Source organism: Archangium sp. (assembly GCF_045802675.1).
Classification (GTDB): domain Bacteria; phylum Myxococcota; class Myxococcia; order Myxococcales; family Myxococcaceae; genus Archangium.
Window position 1 is genome coordinate 15,426 of sequence record NZ_JBJMQO010000150.1, and the last position, 18,973, is coordinate 34,398.

Sequence of the window (18,973 nt, forward strand, 5' to 3'; positions counted from 1 at the left end):
TGGTATTTGCCACCCGGTTGCTCCATTATTCTTGGCAGCGGAGGCATACCGACCCCAAGTCCTGCGGTCATTGCCATCGTCATTGCCATCAATGACAAACACCCCCAGGATTCATGAAAAAGCTCCCGCATCACCGTCACCACCCGTGCCGCGGTGCGCGCGGACGCGGAGGCGCTCCCGTCCATTGCTTCACCTACGATGAGGATGTGCGGGCCGACGTCCTGGCATCTGATATGAGCCCGGTCGTGGCACGGGCGGCCATGCCCCCCGCGCAAGCCGTGTCAAGCGATTGCTCCCGCACCCCGGCTAATGCCGCTGTTGGAGATTGTGACTCCCTCGTCCCCCAGGATCTGCTTTGAGCGCCCTCATCACCTTCGACGACTCGCTCTGGCCGTTGGTCATCATCCGGGCGCAGGGCGTGCCCACGGACCAGGAGACGAAGGAGTACCATGCCCGGTCGCTCAGCTATCTGGAGCGAGGGGAGAAGTACGTCACCATCGCGGACCTGGGCCAACTCGGCATGCTCTCGCCCTCGCAGCGCCGGATGCAGGCGGAGTATCTCCAGGAGAACGCGGCCGCCCTGCATGAGCGCCTGGTCGGCAGCGCCACCATCATCGACTCGACGCCCCTGCGCCTGGCGCTGTACGCCATCCTGCCCTTCAAACGGATGCCCATGCCGTTCGTCGTCGTCGCCGACATGGACTCGGCCGTGAGGTATGCGCTCCGCCGGCTGGAGGAGTCCGGACTCGGCGAGGCGGCCGCGCGCATCCGCCACCAGCTCGAGCAGCGCCCTCCCCTCCTGGGTTGAGGGCGCGCACGCCTGGCCACGGCGCCCTTGCCCAGTCCCTCGCGCTCCAAACAGGTGGCGGCTCAGGGAAGAACGCGCAGCACCCGGAGCTTCATCGATTCATGCGGCGTCCACGCGACCACCACGCCCTGGGCCGGGTGGAAGCCCATCGTGACCCAGCCATCGGAGGAGCCCGGAACGGTGGATTCCTCGACGACCTTCACGCTCCAGTTCTCGCCGGTCCAGCGTGCGACTCGAAGGCCCTGGGTCGTCTGAGAATGGATCCAGGCCACGAGGGGCCGGCCCTCCGCGTCGAGCTCGAGCGCGGGGACACCCAGGTTGGTGTTGCCGGAAGAGACCGCCACGTCCGAGCCGAGCGCCTCCCACGCCGTTCCCGACCAGCGGACCACCTGGAGCCGGCTGGGCGCGGGGTAGGTCCCCTCGTCGAGCCACGCCAGGTAGAGGTTCCCCGCCGCATCGGCCCGCACCTGGGGCGCGATGGCCCGCTCACCGATGGGCGCACCGAGGTTCTCCCAGGTGCTCCCCGTCCACCGCCGCACCTCGATGACCACGTGCAGACCATCATCCAGAAAGCGTTGGGACACCAGAACGGGGGTGTTGCCCACGAGCTCCAGCCCCCACGCCGTCCCGGGGGCGACGGTGGTGGGTCCGAGCGCCTGCCACCCCTTCGGTCCCCAGCGGCGCACGGCGATCTTCTTCTCACCGTCCCACTCGCTCCAGGCCACGAGCGGGTTGCCCTCGGAGTCGAGCCGGAGCGAGGGCTTGTACGCGTCATTCGAGTCCCGGCCGATATTCAACGGGGAGCCCAGCTCGACCCAGCGCCCGCCGGCCCAACGGCGGACGATGATGCTGGTGCGGAGCAGATCGTCGGGCACATGCTCCTGCCACGCCACCACCGGGTTTCCCTGCCCATCCATCTGCACGGCCGACCAGAAGGCACGCGTCTCGCCCGCGAACGCACTCAGCCCGTTGCCCAGCGATTCCCATCGAGTGCCCGTCCAACGCCGCACGGAGAGGTCGCTCGGCCCCGCCCACGCGAGGGCGAGCTGTCCATCGGCAGCGAACGCAAGCGAGGGTGCCAACACCGCGTCCTGCCCCTGCTCGGATTCCAGCGGCTCCGTGGGCAGCTCCTGCCCGGGCTCGGCGGGGGGCTCGGACGGGGGCGAGCCACATGCCGACAAACCCAGCCAACCCAGGACAGCCATCAGCTTGAAGGACTTCACGAGTCACGCTCCTGTGGGGGCTCGCGCGAGGTGACGCGCGAGAGATGCCGGGCCCACTGCAAGCGGCTTGCCGAAGAGTCTTCACCCGCGGGAGCAGGCGCGTGGGGCATCAGGTGTGCTCAGCGCTGCACGACCCGGAGCGCGGCTGTGCAGCACGGGTGGCGCAGTCCGCGCAGCGCTCGGCGAAGAGCCCATGCGCCAGTGGGCGGCAAGAGCGACGCGGTGAGGGTATCGTGCGACGATCCTATTTCAGGAGCGAGGGAGAACTCTGACGATGACACCTGCGACCCGCACCCGTCTGAGAGAAGATCTGCGGCGGCTTGGCTTGTGTGCTGGCGATCTCGTGATGGTGCATGCCGGCCTCCGGAGCCTGGGGCCGGTGCTCGGCGGCGTGAACACCGTGGTTCAGGCGCTGCTCGATGCGGTGGGCGACACGGGCACGCTCCTGGCGTACATGGATTGGGAGATGGGGGTGGACGAGGAAGACTTCGAGAACGAGAGCCTTCGTGAGGAGATCCCCACGTTCGACAAACGCATTGCGCGCGCGAGCCGCGACCACGGGATTCTCGCGGAGACGATTCGGACCTGGCCCGGTGGAGTCCGGAGCGATCACCCGGATGCCGGCATGGCTGCGATTGGCGCGCGGGCGGAGTGGCTCTGCGCGGACCACCCGCTGCAATACGGATATGGCCCGGGCTCGCCGCTGCACAAGCTGGCGGAGGGTGGCGGCAAGGTATTGATGCTCGGTGCGCCGCTCGAGAAGCTCACGTTGCTGCATTACGTGGAGCACCTGGCGAACATCCCGGGCAAGCGAATCAAGCGGTACGAGCGGCCTCTTTGGGTGGAGGGCGAGCGGCGCTGGGTCAGCATCGAGGAGTTCGATACGAGCGAGCCGGTAACGGATGAATTGCTCGCATCGGGTGAAGAGTATTTCACGCTCATCGCGGAGCGCTGTCTGGCGGAGGGTGGCGGCCGCACGGGAAGGGTCGCTCGAGCCCCGTCCCATCTGTTCGATGCACGCCGGCTGGTGAAGTGCGGCGTAGCCTGGCTGGAGGAAAAAGCGCGAGGGCCCATGGGCGGCTAGCCGAGCTGGTACTTCCCCAGCCGCTCCGAATAGATTTCGCACAGCGAAACAGAGATGAGCCCCATGAGCGCGTACATCTACGACGGCCTGCGCACTCCCTTCGGCCGTCATGCCGGAGCGCTGGCCCCGGTGCGGCCCGATGAGCTGCTCGCCGGAGTCCTCCGGGCGTTGCTCGCCCGAGGCCCCTTCACGCCCGGCCAGCTCGAGGACGTGGTCATCGGCTGCACCAATCAGGCGGGCGAGGACAGCCGCAACGTGGCGCGCCATGCCGCGCTGCTCGCCGGACTGCCCATCGAGACCGGAGGGGTGACAATCAACCGGCTGTGCGGCAGCGGGCTGGCGGCGGTGATGGACGCGGCGCGCTCGGCCATGACGGGCCAGGGCGAGCTGTTCGTCGCGGGCGGCGTGGAGAGCATGAGCCGGGCGCCCTTCGTCATGGCCAAGGCCGAGTCGGCCTACAGCCGCGAGGCCCGCGTCTTCGACACCACCATGGGCGCGCGCTTCCCCAACCCCCGCATAGTCGCGGGCTTCGGCGGCGACACGATGCCGGAGACGGCGGACAACATCGCCAGGGAGCTGGGGATCGGGCGCGAGTCGAGCGACCGCTTCGCCCTCGCCTCCCAGCGCAAGTGCGCGGCCGCCCTGGCCCGGGGTTTCTTCTCCGGCGAGCTGGTGCCGGTGGAGCTCCCGGGCCGCAAGGGTGCTGTCTCTCCGGTGGCGGTGGACGAGCACCCGCGTCCGGACACCACTCTCGACAAGCTGGCGGCGCTGAAGCCGCTGGCCGAGGACGGCGTCGTCACCGCGGGCAATGCCTCGGGCATCAATGATGGGGCCGCGGCCCTGCTGGTCGGAACCCTGGACGTGGGCGAGCGGGTGGGCCGTGAGCCCCTGGCCCGCATCGTGTCGGCCGCTGTCGCCGGGGTGCCGCCGCGCACCATGGGGCTCGGCCCCGTCCCCGCCTCGCGCAAGGCGCTGGAGCGGGCCGGCCTCTCGCTCGCGGATATGGACGTCATCGAGCTCAACGAGGCCTTCGCCGTCCAGGTGCTGGGCTGCCTCGCGCAATTAGGGCTGAGCGAGGATGACAGCCGGGTGAATCCGAACGGAGGAGCCATCGCCATCGGCCATCCGCTGGGTGCCTCCGGCGCGCGCCTGGCCCTGACGGCCGCCCGCCAACTCCAGGCGAGCCGGGGCCGCTATGCGCTCGTCAGCATGTGCATTGGCGTGGGGCAAGGCATCGCCGCCATCCTCGAGCGGGTCTGACCTGGCTGCATTTCGCAGAGCGAAACAGGCAGTTTTATCCAGGCCTTCCCCCTATTGACGGGAAAGACGGTTTTCTCTACTTTCTCGAAAAACGAGACGGTTGACGAAAACCCGTCTCCGCCCGGAGGAGGCGTCATGAAAAACACTTGGATTGCAAAGCTTGTCATGGGGTTGTTGCTGTCCACGGTCTGGAGCGTCTCCGCCCAGGCGCAAACCCTGACGAGCTTCACGGCGACGTACAAGGGCGGCAGCGGCACCTGCGGGACGACGTACAACATCCAGGGCAAGGAGCCGTCCTCGACGAGCAAATACCCTGTCTTCATCTACATGGTGGGAACGTCGGAGACGTACAACAACGGCTCGGCGCTGGCGGCCGTCGACAAGATGGCGGCCAAGGGCTACGTGGCGGCGACGGTCGAGTATCCCGCCGCCACCTTCGGCAGTTGTTCCACGCTGACGGCCCGCTCCAAGTGCATCTTCGACTCGACCAGCGCGAGCAGCGCCGTCGCGGCCCTCTGCGCCCGCCCCGCCGCGGACTGCTCCAAGGGCATCGTCGTGGCGGGCTTCAGCCAGGGCTCCATCCTGGCCATCCTGGCCAAGAACCATGACGCCCGCGTCCAGGCCGCGTATGGAATGGGCGCCGGCGTGCAGTATTCCACCTACGACCTCCGCACCTGCGTGGCCAATGGCAAGCGGACGCTGACGAGCGACCGGCTGCGCGCGGTGAATGGCGAGGGTGATGGCTTCATGGGCAGCACCGAGAGCTCGGTGCGCGGCCAGCTCCAGGAGCTGACGGGCCGCAGCTGCACGGCGACCTCCTGCTTCGCCAGCAATGGCAGCGGCTGGTACATCGTGAAGAACGCGGAGGTCTCGGACGGCACCGCGGATCACTGCTACATGCGCGCGACCGGCGGCTGCGTGGGCAGCCAGAACAGCCTGGACCAGAAGTGGCTCAATGGCACCTATGACTGGTCGTCGGACACCGGCCTGCAGTGGCTGACGGGCTTCACGCAGCGGTAGTGCGCGACACCTGCAGCGCGAACTACCAGTGCCCGTCGGGCTACTACTGAGACTACAGCCCTATGGCGGCACCTCCGGGGTGTGCCGACTCACCCCAATCAACTAGCGAGACTGTCTCCCTCCCCACCGGGTGGCTTCAAATCCCGGTGGGACCCTTCATTGCCAGAACCCGCGAGAGTGCACATCGCGATGTGAGGTACGCCCGCGCCGGGCGCCCGCACTCGAAGATATGCGCGGCTTTACATCGCCCTACAAAAACTGCCGAAAGTAGGAGAATGGCCTACCCGGCCAGTGCAATTTGAACGGGTTCTTGCTTTTGACGTTGAACTTCCCCTCCACAAGAGCCTTGGACTTTATAAGTCCATGAACCCGACCTACGAGTCGTCCTAGCGCGCGTTGGCGACCTCGATCAAGCCGAGCCAATCCAAATCCTGCGGCCTGAGATCCTTTGAGCATTCTAAAGCCTCGCCCCCAACACAGAGTGTCTGGCTCAGGGGCTGGACTACGATATTGCGGCCGACCGACGCTGAATGCCACCATATGCTGCATGGCGCGGAAACGGATTGCGGCGACTGACCGTATGATAAAGCGCCCTTTTTTGCGAGCCGCAGCCTTTACAAAGCGCGACACGACGTGATCCGTGACATCCAACTGCTTGTTCAGTTCCTTGGTGATGGAGGATGGCCGAGCTCGAATCATGAGATCCCGTCGCACGTGATAACCGACGAACGCGACCCAGGGCACACTGAACCTGCGCCCATCCATCGACCATTTGTAAGGCTTCTTGCTCTTGCCCTTCCAAAATCCCGCGCCGTATGGCGGCACATCGGCCGGCTTGTGAGCTGGCAGACCGATTCCTCTCACCGCTTGGAGATATGCTCCAAGCATGGATGCACATTGCTGCCGACTGGGCGCAATGAATATCGTGTCGTCGGAATACCGTAGGAACAAGCCAGTATGTAACGAATCTGCGCGCAGTGTTTCTCTGTCAGCGCGAAACAAGACGGCGTTGGCGAGAATGCATGAGATGGCTGAGCCTTGGGCCACCCCCGTGCGCGAGTCACCTGTTTGAATGACGCGTCCAAAGTCCGGCTTTGAAACACCTATCGACAAGAGTCTGCCGAGCGCTTCATCGTATCCCTTCGCGAAGGAATACCCGGCCAGAAATGATTCGATAAACGCTCTTGCTCTTCTGTCGTCCGCCGAGTCAGACCGCAAGATGGCCTTGATGGACTTGCGAACAGTCGAGTGCTTGAGATTGTCAAAGAAGCCCCGCAGGTCGCATTCCGCGACCCATAGGGGAGCCGAACCTTTCGCACTCGCGTAGTCATGTATTCTTCCAATCGCGTCATGATGCGATATGGGCGGTGAGCTACGCGTTGCTGCGCGATAGGCAAGACATTCTTTCCCGAGGTGCGGCTCGAGACGCCCACGCAAGAATGCCGCGAACCCCGAGGACAGCACCGTCTCCCGGAGCCCGTATACAGATACGAGCCGGTATTTTTGTCCTGAGCCCGGGCGGACCTTGGGGATGCCAATTGTCTGGCGCGGCGACAGGCGCATATCCGACGACCACTTGAGCGCAGCATTGCGGATATCCGCGATGAACGCACGAAGGCGCCTGACCCATACGCTACCTGCTTTTTTGCTACGAAGGGTCTTCAGCACATATCGAGCAAGCAACTCGGCACGGGCGCGCAGTGGATCCGCGTACTTACTTGCACGTTGAGCGCGACCGAGACGTGGCCATTGTCGTCGCGGAGGAAGAAGACGATCGAGTTCGACTGGAACGTGACGGGGTCTTGAACAGGTCAGCCCTGCCATGAACTGCTCGTGGCGATTGGTGGTCGTGCTTTGCAGTCGTTTGTCACATAGAACTCGTACGATCGCTGTATCAGAAAAATACTTGTCGAGTGATTTGGCGCTCATTCTGAAAAGTGGGCACTCGCGCCGGGGTAGTACTGCAAGTACTTGTCATAAAAAGGGAGCCCGACTGGCTTCCAGCGGAGGGCTAAATCCTTGAGAACGGTGGACCCCAATCTGCTTGACCCTCCCGGGCGTCACCGCATTCCATGCTCAAGGCTAAAACCAGGCGCAAACAGCCCCTGGTCCCGACTTCACATCTGACGAGTGCCCATCGTCATGGTACCAGAGCCATCAGGCTGCGGAAAGCCCATGAAGCGTTCCCTGGCTGAAGGTAGCCTCTTGTTGGGGGACGCTGTGACCTGAATGGCTGAGCAGTTGTGCAAGCAAGATCGAAGTCTAGCGGCTTCGCTCCCCACCCGTCCCCAGGAAGCTCCACACGACGCGAGACACTTCAGCCCGCGTGCTTCTCGACGAGCCTGCCGAGACGGGGGACGGCGGCCTCGACGTTCTTCTTGGCCTGGCCGCGCAGCTTCTCGTAGGTGCCCTTCACGAGGCCGCTCTTGGAGTGCTGCACCTTGCCGTCGGTGATCTTCAGCAGCGCGTCGGCGGCGCGGCCCGCGTTGGCCGAGAAGTGGGCCGCCACCGGCTTCCCGCCCGTCTTGGCCTCCTGGTAGAGCGGATCCAACACCGAGGCGAACTCGGGGAGCAGATCCCCCACGGCGTGCTTGATGAAGCCGGGCTTGATGTTCTTCACGGCGCTGTAGCCCGCCTTGATGGCGAGGCCCGAGAGGCCGCCCTTGTCGGCGACCTCGGCATCGATGAGCGCGCAGCAGTCGTCGATGACCGCCGCCTTCTTGGTGTCGCTGGTCAGTGTCTCGGTGAGTGACGCCATCGAACCGTCCCTTTCGTTCACCGGACGAAACGCGCCCGGAGGCCGCGGAGTCTCGTGCGGCCCGCCCGGGCGCATAGCACATCCCCGCGCACGGTAGGGCCGTTGCTCCTCGACACAGAGCGTCAGGTAAGCACCCCCCGGTTTCGAATCAAGGAGCCCCCGCACCGCACGAACCGTTGTTGTTGAAAGGGCCCCGGGTGCCGCTCAGCCGCCGGAGGAAGGCGCGTCCTCGGCGGCGGGCAGCACCACGCGAAAGGCTACGCCACGGAGTGATGGAGGCCATCCGACGAGTGCGGCTCCTGCACCGGCTCCTCGTGCGCCTTCTCCTCCGCCACGGACAGGAAGACGCGGAAGATGGTCCCCTGCCCCACGGTGCTGTCCACGGACATGCTGCCCCCGAGCCCGCGGACGATGTCATGGCTGATGGCCAGCCCCAGGCCCGTGCCCTCACCCACCGGCTTGGTGGTGAAGAAGGGCTCGAAGATGCGCTCGAGGTTCTCGGCGGGGATTCCGCAACCGTTGTCCTGCACCTCCACCACCACCTGCGAGCTACCGTGCGCGCGCGTCACCAGGCGGATCTCCCCGCCCACCTTGGGCAGCGCGTGCGCCGCGTTGATGAGCAGGTTGGTGAAGACCTGCGCGAGCTGCACCGAGTTGCCGAGCACCTGGGGCAGCTCCCCGTAGTCGCGCACCAGCCGTCCCCGGCTGCGCAGCCGGCCCCAGGCCAGGTGGACCGCGCTCTCCAGCACCTCGTGCAGATCCAACGGGTGCATGGCCACCATGTCGCCGCGCGAGAGCGCCCGGAGGCTCTCGACGATGAGCCGCATGCGCTCGGTGCCCTCGCGGGCCTCGGTGAGGGCCTCCAGCAGCTCGTGCGCGTCGTCCTCCGGCAGCGCCAGCCGGCCCAGCTCGGTGTGGATGAAGCCGAGGTTGGCGTGGACGAAGGCCAGCGGGTTGTTGATTTCATGCGCCACGCCCGCCGCGAGCATCCCGATGGAGGCCATGCGCTCGTTGAGCCGCAGGCGCATCTGGTTCTCGCGCTGCTCGGTGATGTCGCGCACCGTGACGGCCATGCAGTCGCCCACCGCGCTCAACTGGCGGCGGAACCAGCGCCGGCCCTTCCCGGCCACCGGCTGCTCCACCTCGTCATCGTGGAGGCGGCCGGTGCGCCACACCTGCTCGCACAGGGCGAAGGGGGCGATGAAGGCCGCGTGCGGGAAGTCGGAGAGCAGGTGCCCCTCCGCCTCGCGCGCCTCGCGGCCCAGCAGGGACTCGGCATGGGTGTTGAGGCGCAGCAGCCGCAGCTGCTCCTGTTCGCCCCGGAGGATGAAGAACGCGTCGAAGCTGCTGCTCGCCGCCGCCCGGAAGAGGGCCTCGCTCTGGCGTTGGGCCGCCTCGCCTCGCCGGTGGTGCGACAAATCCCGGGCGATGCCGAACAGCCCCACCACCTGCCCATCCGGCCGGCGGAGGACGCCCTTGGTGGAGAGCCACTCGCGCCGCACTCCCGCCATCTGCTCGCTCATCTCCGCGTAGAGCGTGCGCCCGGCCAGCAGCGTCTGCCTGTCGAACTCCAGGGTGCTCTGCGCCTCCTCGGCGGACATCAAATCGCTGTCCTTGCGTCCGAGGATCTCCTCCACCGGCCTGCCGAGATAGTGCGCCCCGACGGAGTTGATGAAGGTGTAGCGCCCCTGCAAATCCTTGGTGAAGACCGCGTCGGGCAGCTCCTCCACCACGGAGCGGAAGAGCTCGCGGTAGGGCAGCTCCGGGGGAGGCTCCAACCCCGCGCGCCCCGGCCCTCCCGCCTCGCTCCCGTCGTTCATGATGGAAGACAGATACCCCTGAAGCGGGCCGTGAATCAGTTGGCACCCGATCCATGCGGGGCTCCATCCGTCCGGCAGCACACGCTCGGGCTGCTCCGGGGTCCGGCCTCGTTCGCTGCCTCACACCCCCGGCCCACCCAGGCGCGGAAGGGAGGGCCCGGACGGGGCAATCCCTCTCTCCCACCAGGCGAGCAAGCGCGCGGGCCTGCCCCCCTGCCCTGAAGAAAGGCCCGTCCCTGTAAGAACTTCCAAAAGAGGGGTCTGTAAATACGACCGGATTCCGGCCTAGTCATTGGGGGCCCTCGATGCAAGTGCCTGCATTCACTGAGGGACGTTCCAATCGGCCCGTTGGCACCCCACTTGCTGAAGGCAATGGGCAAGAAGTCGCAACGCCAACCCCACCTTCCCCACCCCGAGAGAGAACCCCATGCAGGCCACCGCCTCCTTCTCCGCCGATACCCTCTCGACGTACCTCGCCGACATCAACCAGTACCCGCTGCTCACCCAGCCCGAGGAGCAGGCGCTGGCGCGGCGCTTCCGGGGGGGCGACCTGGTCGCGGGTCACCGGCTGGTGACGAGCAACCTGCGCTTCGTGGTGAAGGTCGCCTACGAGTACCGCTCCTACGGCATCAAGATGTCCGACCTCATCCAGGAGGCGAACATCGGCCTGATGAAGGCGGTGCAGAAGTTCGATCCGGACAAGGGCATCCGCCTCATCTCCTACGCCGTGTGGTGGATCCGCGCGTACATCCAGAACTACATCCTGAAGAACTGGAGCCTGGTGAAGCTGGGCACCACGCAGGCCCAGCGCCGGCTGTTCTTCAGCCTGGCCCGTACGCGCCGCGAGCTGGAGAAGCTGGGCTCGGGCGACGGCAACATCGTCGACGCCGAGGAGATCGCCAAGAAGCTGAACGTGAAGGCCTCCGAGGTGCGCGAGATGGAGCAGCGCATGGGCGGACGGGACTTGTCGCTGGACGCTCCGGTCGGTGAGGACGGGGACGCCACGCACCTGGACTTCGTGGAGTCCGAGTCCGCCTCGCAGGTGGACGACGTGGCGGACCGGCAGCAGGCGCGCATCACCCGCGACCGTATCCAGCAGGCGCTGCTGCGGCTGGATCCCCGTGAGCGCTTCATCATCGAGAACCGCGTGATGGGCGACGCGGAGATGACCCTGAGCGAGCTGGGCGAGCACTTCGGCTTCTCGCGTGAGCGCGCCCGCCAGCTGGAGATCCGCGCCAAGGACAAGCTCAAGGCCGAGCTGGCCTCGCTGGTGGCCGAGGTGGGCCTGGACGAGGGCGCGGAGGCCCGGTAAGGACCCGGACCCGTGAACGAGCCCCTCCCGCTGTGTCAGGGAGGGGCGGGGAACGGGGACGATGAAGCCGTGGAAGGTGATTGAGCGCGCGCCCGCTCCAGGCGGGGGCGAGCTGGTGCTGCATCAGCGCGGGGAGGAGTTCGCCATCCGGGTGAACGGCCGCGAGCTGATGTCCAGCCGCCAGCACGGCTCCGAGGAGAAGATGGCCGAGGTGGCGTGCGCGCCCCTGGCCCACAAACGCTCGCGCATGCTGATTGGCGGCCTGGGGCTGGGCTACACCGTCCGGGCCGCGTTGGACCGGCTCCCTCCGAGTGCCGAGGTGGTGGTGTCGGAGCTGGTGCCGGCGGTCGTCGCGTGGAATCAGGGGGTGTTGGCGCCCCTGGCCGGACGGCCGCTCGAGGACTCCCGGGTGAAGGTGGAGACGCGGGACGTGGGCGAGCTGCTCCGCGAGGCGGAGGGCCACTACGACGCCATCCTCCTGGACGTGGACAACGGACCCGAGGCCCTCACCCAGGAGCGCAACCGCTGGCTGTATGGCGAGCGGGGCTTGGCCGCCATCCGCCGTGCGCTCAAGCCGCGAGGAATGCTGGTGGTGTGGTCCGCCTCGCCGGACCGGGCCTTCGCCAGCCGGCTCGAGCGCGCGGGGTTCGACACCGAGGAGCTGGAGACGCCCGCGCGAGGCAAGGGCGGCGGGCCCCTGCACACCCTCTTCGTCGGCCGCCTCTGAAGCCCCCTCCGAGGGCTCTGCATCCTGGCCAACACTTCTTTCTCGGGAAAATGAGGGAGGGGGGTTCCTTTGTTCCGCCGAAACTGACAGATAGGGGCCTCCGTTCGCACAGAGCGACGGGGCTCGGCGCATCCCACCGCGCTGGACGAGAAAGAAGACAAGTAATGGCGACTGGTACCGTGAAGTGGTTCAACGACGCGAAGGGCTTCGGTTTCATCACGCAGGAGGGCGGTGGCGAGGATCTGTTCTGCCACCACACCGCCATCCAGACCAACGGCTTCCGCACCCTGGCCGAGGGCCAGCGCGTGGAGTTCGACGTGGCCCGCGGCCCCAAGGGCCTGCAGGCGCAGAACGTCCGTCCGATCTGATCCGGACCTGAGCCACTTCGCACAACACGAATGAGGCTCGACCCGGGGCCCGTATCCCAGCAATGGGGGCGGGCCCTCGGTATTTGCGGGCTACTTGCGCGTCACCATCGGAGGCTTGCGCCCCGCCCACGGCCGGGCCTGCTCGAGCTGCGAGGCGAGCCGGAAGAGCGTGGCCTCGTCGCCGAAGCGGGCGGCGAACTGCACGCCAATGGGCAGCCCGGCGGCATTCCAGTAGAGCGGCACCGACATGGCCGGCTGCCCCGTCTGGTTGAAGAGCTGCGTGTTGGGCGTGCGCTCCAGGCTGTTGGCGGCGAGCCCATCCAGCAGCTTCATGAAGACGGGCTTCACCGGCACCTTGCGCAGCACGGCCAGCGCCGCGGCCTCGGCGGGCTTGAGCGCCAGCTCCCCCACCCTCACCGGCGGATAGGCCAGCGTCGCGTCGAGGAAGAGCTCATACCGCTCGTGGAACGCCGCCATCATCCGGCTGGCGCGGTGCATGGCGTCGCGAGCCTTCTGCAAGTCCGCCGCGGAGAGCATCTGGCCGATCTGCGCGAGTGCCCAGGTGGAGGGCTCGACGTCGGTGGCGCCCACCGTCTTGCCCATCAGCCCGCCAATCTCCTCCAGCAGCACCGCCACGTTGGCCGCGACGATCGTCAGGTAGGCGCGCACCAGCGCCTCGCGCTCGAAGCGGGGGGCGTCCTCGACGAGCTCGTGGCCCAGCTCCTGGCAGAGCTTCACCGCGTCCTGCACGGCGGCCACACAGTCCGGGTGGGTGTTGCGGCCGTAGAGCGAGCCCGTGGAGAAGGCGATGCGCAGCCGTCCGGGCGAAGTGCCCAGCTCCTCGACGAAGGGCCTCGCGCGGGGAGGCGCCACGTAGGGCGCGCCGGGCTCGGTGCCCTGGGTGGCGTCGAGCATGGCGGCGCTGTCGCGCACGCTGCGGGTCAGCACGTGCTGCTGGACGAAGCCGCCCCACCCCTCGCCCACCTCCGGGCCCACGGGGTTGCGCGCGCGGGTGGGCTTGAGGCCGAAGAGGCCGCAGGCGGACGCGGGGATGCGGATGGAGCCGCCCCCATCTCCGCCGTGGGCCATGGGCACCACCCGGGCCGCCACGCACGCCGCCGAGCCTCCGCTGGAGCCTCCGGGCGTATGGTCCGGGTTCCACGGGTTGCGCGTGGGCCCGCGCAGCGCCGGCTCGGTGACGCCGAGGATTCCCAGCTCGGGGGTGGCCGTCTTGCCCACGAAGATGACGCCCGCGCGGCGGAAGCGGGCCATCAGCTCCGCGTCCCGCTGGGGGACGAAGCCCGCCAGGGCCCGGCAACCGCCCATATAGGGCTCGCCGGCCAGGTAGCCGTCCAGGTCCTTCACCAGGAAGGGCACGCCAGCGAAGGGGCCCTCGGAGAGCGGCGCCGCGGCGGCCTTGCGCGCCTGGTCGTACATCTTGTGCACCACGGCGTTGAGCATCGGGTCCACGGCCTCGATGCGCGCGATGACTTCCTCCACCAGCTCGCTGGGGTGGAGCTCCTTCTTGCGGATCAGCCCGGCGAGCGCCGTGGCGTCGAGCTCTTCGAATCCCTGGATGGCCATGGCCCGCCTATCTACCATGCGCCGCCATGGCGAAACCCCAGTACTGGCTGATCAAGAGCGAGCCCTCCGTCTATGCCTACGCCCGGTTGGAGAAGGACGGCGGGACGGAGTGGACGGGCGTGCGCAGCTTCGAGGCGCGCAACAACCTCCGGGCGATGAAGCCCGGAGACCTGTGCCTCTACTACCACTCGAACGAGGGCAAGGCCGTGGTGGGCGTGGCGCGCGTGCTCGGCGAGCCGGGACCGGACCCCACGGCGCCCGGGGAGGACTGGGCCTCGGTGGAGGTGGGGCCCCTGGTGGCCCTGAAGGAGCCGGTGACGCTCGCCACCATCAAGGCCACCCGCGAGCTGAAGGACTTCGTGCTCGTCAAGAAGAGCCGGTTGAGCGTGGCCCCCACCACCGCCGAGCACTTCAAGCGGATTCTGGAGCTGGGCGGGACGAAGCTGCCCCGGGGACGCTGAGCCCTCTCAGGCGTTGGCCGGGTGCAACTTCTGCTGCAGGAGGTTGGCCCGGTTGCGCGCCGCCAGGAGCTGCTGGCGCAGGGACTCGGCGTCGCGGGCGATGTCCACGAAGTCCTGCGCCTGCGCGTCGGTCGCCAGGCTGCCAGCGTTGTCGGCCACCGCCGTCATGCGCTCGTTCACCGTTTGCAGCGAGGAGATGATCTCCTCGGCCTTCATGGGCTCGCCCGCCTGCGTCCGGTTGGCCACCTGCTGCATGTTCGCGCTGAGCGAGCTCGCCTCCTGCCCCAGCGCCGCGAAGCGCTCCATCAACGACTGGTACACCTTCGTGCGCTCCTGCAGCTCCAGCGCCCGCGTGTTCACCTCGCCCGCCAGCGTCTGCTGGCGATCCCTCCAGCCGTTGAGCACCGTCAGCAGGGAGCGCATGTTGGCCACCATCCGCTCGTCGCAGTCCGCCACCTGGTTGAGCAGCTTGCCCATGCGCTCCAGGTGCTTCTGCGAGCGCATCTCGCCCGTGCGGACCTCCGCCGCGAGGGACTCGAACTTGCGCAGCTCCTCCTCGATGGCCATGGCCGCATTGACCAGCTCGGAGGACTCGGACTGCTGGCGCTTGCTCATAGGAATGCTGCTCCGGTCGAAAGAAGGGGAAGACGGACCGTGCTCCTTACCAGATCGACTCCGGACTCACTCCTCCGAAGTGGCCGGGACGGGAGCCGGGGCGAGGCGGGCCAACTTCGGCCCCACGAAGGTATGCCGCTGGAATGCCACCCAGTAGACAATCAACAGGCCGAGCGCGCCGGCGAAGGTGTACCCGGCCAGGGCATTGGGCGGCAGCACGAAGAGCACCATCACCACCGCGCACCAGCCGAGCGCCACCACGTTGACGGGCGTGGAGAAGCGCCCCAAATCCCACGGCCCGCGGTGCGCCCAGGTGCCGTTGCGCCGGGCGCGCAGGCCCACCAGCACCGGCAGCGCGTACGAGGCATAGAGCGCCAGGGTGCTGAGCGCCACCATGGCCGCGTAGGCCCCGCTCCAGATGGCCACCACGAAGGCGGCCGCCACCGACACCCAGATGGCCACGTGCGGGCTGCGGAAGCGCGGGGACACGCGCTTGAGCTGCTCCGAGGCCGGCAGCCCCCCATCCCGCGCGAACGCGAAGAGCATGCGCGAGTTGGAGGTCACCGAGGACAGCCCGCAGAACCACATGGCGCCGATGGTGATCCACACCAGCGCCCCGCCCAGTGCCGGGCCGAGCGACTCGCGCAGCACGTACAGGAAGGGGTTGGGCGCGGCGGCCGTGGCGGACAGGTCTCCAATGGCCAGCGTCACGCCCACCAGCAGCGCGTAGCCCACCACCGCACTCACCGCCACGGACAGGAAGATGCCCCAGGGCGCGTTGCGGGTGGGGTCCAACGTCTCCTCGGAGATGTGGGCGCTGGCGTCATAGCCGGTGAACGTCCACTGCGCCTGCAACAGGCCGATGAGGAAGCAGTAGGTGTAGCCCAGGGGGTAGCCCTGCCCGCCCTCGGTGGTGAAGCGCGTGAGGAGGAAGGCGGCGTCCTGCTTGGGCGCGAAGGCCACCAGCGCGCCGATGACCACCGCCACACCGGCCACGTGGTACCAGGCCGACAGGTTGTTGAGCAGCGCCACCGCGCGCACGCCCACGTGGTTGAGCACCGCGTGGGACAGGAGGATGGCGGCGTAGAGCGGCAGCACGTAGCCCCGCTCGCGCGGCCACCCGAGCATGTCCGCCACGAACTCCGCCAGGCCGTAGTCGATGCCCGCGGTGATGGCGAACTGGCCGATGGTGTTGAGCCACGCCGTGAAGAAGCCCACCCGCGCTCCCCCCAGCATGGCGGACCAGTGGTAGAGCGCGCCCGCCGTGGGGAACGAGGAGGCGAGCTGCGCCAGGCTCGCCGCCACCGCGAGTGTCATCACCGCCACCAGCGGCCAGCCCACCGCCATGACGAACGGCCCGCCGAAGCGCAGGCCATGGCCATAGAGCGTCACCGCTCCGGTGAGGATGGAGATGATGGAGAAGGAGACGGCGAAGTTGGAGAAGCCGCCCATGTCGCGCAGCAGCTGCTGCGCGTACCCCAGCCGTTGCAACTGGGCCGCATCCGCCTCCAACTGTTCCTTCTTGTCGGATTCCATGCCCGGCACCATGGACACAGGGCCGGGGAATGGAAAGGGGCGGCGGCGCGGAGTGTGGGCTCGTCGGCGCTACGGAGAGCCAACCGTTAGCGCTTGCGCTCCGGCGGGGGCGGAGCCGCCGGGGCCGGGGCCGCGGGCGGAGCACCGGCGGGCGCGCCGGGAGGAGCCATCATGCGCCGCTCGATGCGGATCTGCCGCGGGCCGATGCCCATGTGCATGGGGCCCATCTCCGCCTCCAGCTTCGCCCAGTAGTCGGGGCCCAGCGCCTTCTTGATGGCCACCATCAGGCTCACCCGGTTCTGGCGCACCGCCGTCTCCGCGCGGCCCGCCTTCTCCACCAGGTCCTTCACCGTGCCCTCGTTGGGGCTCGTCTGGCGCAGCTCCTTCTCCAGCGCGAGCTGCGCCCGCTTCAGGTCCGCCTCCAGGCCGATCAGCGCGTCATTGGACTCGAAGGTCAGGTCCTGCACCTTCTGCACGAGCGCCTGCGGCAGGCCGATCTTCGCCGCCACCTGCGGAGGAATCCCGTAGGACGGAGGCGCCATCGGAGGCTCGGGCGGCAGCGGGGGCATCGGGGGCATGGGTGCCTCGGGGGCGGCGCGCGGGTTGCCGTTCACGATGACGCGCACGTCCTCGTCCCTGTCCTGCGCGAGAGCGGGCACGGCGGTGAGGACCACGAGGGCACACAGCAGCTTCTTCATCATGGCTCTGCTCCTTGGAAGGACTGCGTTCACTGGCACTGCGAATCACTGGCACCGCGAATCACCGCACGGTGGAGTCCGGCGGGCGCACCCACGCGGCGAGCGCCCCGAAGGGCTGGTACGCCGCGTCCGCGACGCTCGGGTTGGTGCGCGTGTAGCCGTGTACCTCGTCGAACAGCACCGCGACCGAGACGACCTCGCTCCCCTCCCCTCGCGGCGCCGTCCGCGTGGGCTGCTCGACGGGCACGTAGCCCTCGGTGGGGCCGCCCGCCACCGGCGCGTCATCGACGGGCCCGCGCGTCCCCACGTGCGGCGAGACGAGCAGCACCAGGGCGGCCACGGCGGCGGTGGCACTGACGCTGGCCACCATGCGGCGGCGGTGCTGGCGGCGGCGCACCACGCCGAGGATGGCCTCGCGCGGAATGGCGGCCGGGGCCGGGGGCTCGGGCAGGCGGAGCGAGGCGGCGGACGTGTGGAGGCGGGCGAGCGAGCGGCACGCGGCGCACCCCTCCAGGTGGGCCTCGAGGCCCGGAGGCCGGGGCAGGCGCTCGTCCACGAGGGCCGCGGCGAAATCCTGGCAGCTCATGGGGTATCTCCTTGCAGCGCGTCCGCGGCCTTGAGCTTCTGGAGCGCCCGATAGAGGTGGATGCGGACGGTGCCGCGGCCGATGTTCATCGCGTCCGCGATGGCATCGAGGTCGAGTCCCTCCAGGTACCGGAGGGAAAAAGCGGTGGCCTGCTGGGCCGGAAGCGTGCGCAGGGCCCGGCCGAAGGCGCGCCAGCGCTCGGCACCGGCGAAGCGCTCCTCGGGCGAGGGCTGCGGGGATGGGCCCAGGTCCAACACCTCGCGCACGACGCTCCACACGCGGCGGCGGCGCAGGTGGCCCATGGCGCGCGACACGAGGATGCGCCGCAGCCAGGCCGGGCCCGCCTTGGCGTCCCGCAGGGTGTGGCGCTTCTCGTAGGCATCGGCCAGGGTGGACTGCACGAGATCCCTCGCCTCCTCCCCGTCCCAGACGAGCCGCCGCGCCAGGCGAAGGAGCGCCGCCTGCTCCCCCTCCACGAGCGCGTCGAAGTCGAGGGCGTCGGCCCTCGCTTCCAGCTGCGGCTCGTCGATGACGGCGGTGCCCTTCACGTGTGGACCTCGTTGCCCGGCTTCCATTTCAAAGGACGCATGAGCCCCGCCGGCGGCATACAGGCGATTTTTCCCCCATTTTTTCCGCCCCTCCGGGAAAATCCCCCCACCCCCTATGGCCCCCTACGAGCTCCGACCGATTCCCGCCGCAGAGACGCGCTATCTCCGCCACGTCGTGCTCCGCCCGCACCAGCGCCCCGAGGAGCTCGTCTACCCGGGCGACGACGCCCCGGACACGGTGCACTTCGGGCTGTACGTGGGGGGCAAGCAGTATGGGGTGGCCTCGCTCTACCGGGAGTCCCAGCCGGCCTCCAGGGCCACCACCGAGTGGCGCCTGCGTGGGATGGCGGTGCTCGCCCCGGACCAGGGCCGGGGTTTTGGCGCCGCCCTGCTCCAGGCCTGCATCGATCACGCGGCGCGTCAGGGAGGTAGCCGCCTGTGGTGCAACGCACGCACGACGGCGGCAGGCTTCTACCGGAGGCTGGGCTTCGCCGTGGAAGGGAGCGAGTTCGAGCTCCCCGGCATCGGCCCGCACTACGTCATGTGGCGGCCGCTCTGAGCGGGC

General features: G+C 68.2%; 19 protein-coding genes. 9 read left to right on the forward strand and 10 right to left on the reverse strand.

The annotated features are described in order from the left end of the window. The first annotated feature begins 355 nt into the window (after window positions 1-355). Window positions 356-808 carry a hypothetical protein gene (locus tag ACJ8AN_RS41685; protein WP_407761216.1) on the forward strand — a complete coding sequence of 151 codons (453 nt, stop codon included), beginning with the start codon at window positions 356-358 and terminating at the stop codon, window positions 806-808. Window positions 809-870: 62 nt separating this feature from the next. Here the strand turns inward: ACJ8AN_RS41685 and ACJ8AN_RS41690 are convergent, their stop codons facing one another. Continuing rightward, window positions 871-2,031: a hypothetical protein gene (locus tag ACJ8AN_RS41690; RefSeq protein ID WP_407761217.1), complete on the reverse strand. Its 1,161-nt coding sequence runs from the start codon at window positions 2,029-2,031 to the stop codon at window positions 871-873. Between the two features lie 274 nt (window positions 2,032-2,305). On the opposite strand from ACJ8AN_RS41690, the gene aac(3) reads away from it, so the two are divergent. From aac(3) to ACJ8AN_RS41705, 3 genes are all read left to right on the forward strand, one after another. Then, the gene (aac(3), locus tag ACJ8AN_RS41695) at window positions 2,306-3,115 is read left to right on the forward strand and encodes an aminoglycoside 3-N-acetyltransferase (RefSeq protein ID WP_407761218.1); all 810 of its coding nucleotides are present in this window, start codon (window positions 2,306-2,308) and stop codon (window positions 3,113-3,115) included. A gap of 63 nt (window positions 3,116-3,178) precedes the next feature. Continuing rightward, a complete protein-coding gene (locus ACJ8AN_RS41700) occupies window positions 3,179-4,375 on the forward strand; it encodes a 3-oxoadipyl-CoA thiolase (RefSeq protein ID WP_407761219.1) in 1,197 nt (398 codons plus the stop codon). A 135-nt stretch (window positions 4,376-4,510) separates the two neighbouring features. After that, the gene (locus ACJ8AN_RS41705) at window positions 4,511-5,395 is read left to right on the forward strand and encodes a hypothetical protein (protein WP_407761220.1); all 885 of its coding nucleotides are present in this window, start codon (window positions 4,511-4,513) and stop codon (window positions 5,393-5,395) included. Between the two features lie 249 nt (window positions 5,396-5,644). On the opposite strand, the gene ACJ8AN_RS41710 is transcribed toward ACJ8AN_RS41705, so the two are convergent. The 3 genes from ACJ8AN_RS41710 to ACJ8AN_RS41720 all read right to left on the reverse strand — a co-directional run bounded on the left by ACJ8AN_RS41710 (window position 5,645) and on the right by ACJ8AN_RS41720 (window position 9,973). Beyond that, on the reverse strand, window positions 5,645-7,324 hold the full coding sequence (locus ACJ8AN_RS41710) for a reverse transcriptase domain-containing protein (RefSeq protein ID WP_407761221.1): 1,680 nt from the start codon (window positions 7,322-7,324) through the stop codon (window positions 5,645-5,647). Window positions 7,325-7,712: 388 nt separating this feature from the next. After that, complete coding sequence (locus tag ACJ8AN_RS41715; RefSeq protein ID WP_407761222.1) at window positions 7,713-8,153, reverse strand: DUF6918 family protein; 441 nt, start codon at window positions 8,151-8,153, stop codon at window positions 7,713-7,715. Window positions 8,154-8,410: 257 nt separating this feature from the next. Then, window positions 8,411-9,973, reverse strand: coding sequence for an ATP-binding protein (locus ACJ8AN_RS41720; RefSeq protein WP_407761223.1), 1,563 nt, complete (start codon window positions 9,971-9,973; stop codon window positions 8,411-8,413). A gap of 427 nt (window positions 9,974-10,400) precedes the next feature. On the opposite strand from ACJ8AN_RS41720, the gene ACJ8AN_RS41725 reads away from it, so the two are divergent. From ACJ8AN_RS41725 to ACJ8AN_RS41735, 3 genes are all read left to right on the forward strand, one after another. Next, entirely contained in the window at window positions 10,401-11,285 is an 885-nt protein-coding gene (locus ACJ8AN_RS41725; protein ID WP_407761224.1) for an RNA polymerase factor sigma-32, read from the forward strand. 61 nt (window positions 11,286-11,346) lie between these two features. Beyond that, the gene (locus ACJ8AN_RS41730) at window positions 11,347-12,012 is read left to right on the forward strand and encodes a spermidine synthase (RefSeq protein WP_407761225.1); all 666 of its coding nucleotides are present in this window, start codon (window positions 11,347-11,349) and stop codon (window positions 12,010-12,012) included. A gap of 164 nt (window positions 12,013-12,176) precedes the next feature. Beyond that, entirely contained in the window at window positions 12,177-12,380 is a 204-nt protein-coding gene (locus ACJ8AN_RS41735; protein WP_407761226.1) for a cold-shock protein, read from the forward strand. A gap of 90 nt (window positions 12,381-12,470) precedes the next feature. On the opposite strand, the gene ACJ8AN_RS41740 is transcribed toward ACJ8AN_RS41735, so the two are convergent. Next, window positions 12,471-13,964 carry an amidase gene (locus ACJ8AN_RS41740; RefSeq protein WP_407761227.1) on the reverse strand — a complete coding sequence of 498 codons (1,494 nt, stop codon included), beginning with the start codon at window positions 13,962-13,964 and terminating at the stop codon, window positions 12,471-12,473. Window positions 13,965-13,990: 26 nt separating this feature from the next. Between ACJ8AN_RS41740 and ACJ8AN_RS41745 the strand changes: the two genes are divergently transcribed. Next, window positions 13,991-14,425, forward strand: coding sequence for an EVE domain-containing protein (locus ACJ8AN_RS41745; RefSeq protein WP_407761228.1), 435 nt, complete (start codon window positions 13,991-13,993; stop codon window positions 14,423-14,425). A gap of 6 nt (window positions 14,426-14,431) precedes the next feature. On the opposite strand, the gene ACJ8AN_RS41750 is transcribed toward ACJ8AN_RS41745, so the two are convergent. From ACJ8AN_RS41750 to ACJ8AN_RS41770, 5 genes are all read right to left on the reverse strand, one after another. Next, on the reverse strand, window positions 14,432-15,040 hold the full coding sequence (locus ACJ8AN_RS41750; protein WP_407761229.1) for a hypothetical protein: 609 nt from the start codon (window positions 15,038-15,040) through the stop codon (window positions 14,432-14,434). A 66-nt stretch (window positions 15,041-15,106) separates the two neighbouring features. Then, a complete protein-coding gene (locus ACJ8AN_RS41755) occupies window positions 15,107-16,576 on the reverse strand; it encodes an amino acid permease (RefSeq protein WP_407761230.1) in 1,470 nt (489 codons plus the stop codon). A gap of 86 nt (window positions 16,577-16,662) precedes the next feature. Then, on the reverse strand, window positions 16,663-17,277 hold the full coding sequence (locus ACJ8AN_RS41760; RefSeq protein WP_407761231.1) for a periplasmic heavy metal sensor: 615 nt from the start codon (window positions 17,275-17,277) through the stop codon (window positions 16,663-16,665). Between the two features lie 58 nt (window positions 17,278-17,335). Further along, the gene (locus ACJ8AN_RS41765) at window positions 17,336-17,860 is read right to left on the reverse strand and encodes a hypothetical protein (protein WP_407761232.1); all 525 of its coding nucleotides are present in this window, start codon (window positions 17,858-17,860) and stop codon (window positions 17,336-17,338) included. After that, window positions 17,857-18,408 carry an RNA polymerase sigma factor gene (locus tag ACJ8AN_RS41770; RefSeq protein ID WP_407761233.1) on the reverse strand — a complete coding sequence of 184 codons (552 nt, stop codon included), beginning with the start codon at window positions 18,406-18,408 and terminating at the stop codon, window positions 17,857-17,859. The genes ACJ8AN_RS41765 and ACJ8AN_RS41770 overlap by 4 nt, the downstream gene beginning before the upstream one ends. A 115-nt stretch (window positions 18,409-18,523) precedes the next feature. Here ACJ8AN_RS41770 and ACJ8AN_RS41775 point away from each other — a divergent pair, with 115 nt between their 5' ends. Beyond that, on the forward strand, window positions 18,524-18,967 hold the full coding sequence (locus ACJ8AN_RS41775) for a GNAT family N-acetyltransferase (RefSeq protein ID WP_407761234.1): 444 nt from the start codon (window positions 18,524-18,526) through the stop codon (window positions 18,965-18,967). The last annotated feature ends 6 nt before the right edge of the window (window positions 18,968-18,973 follow it).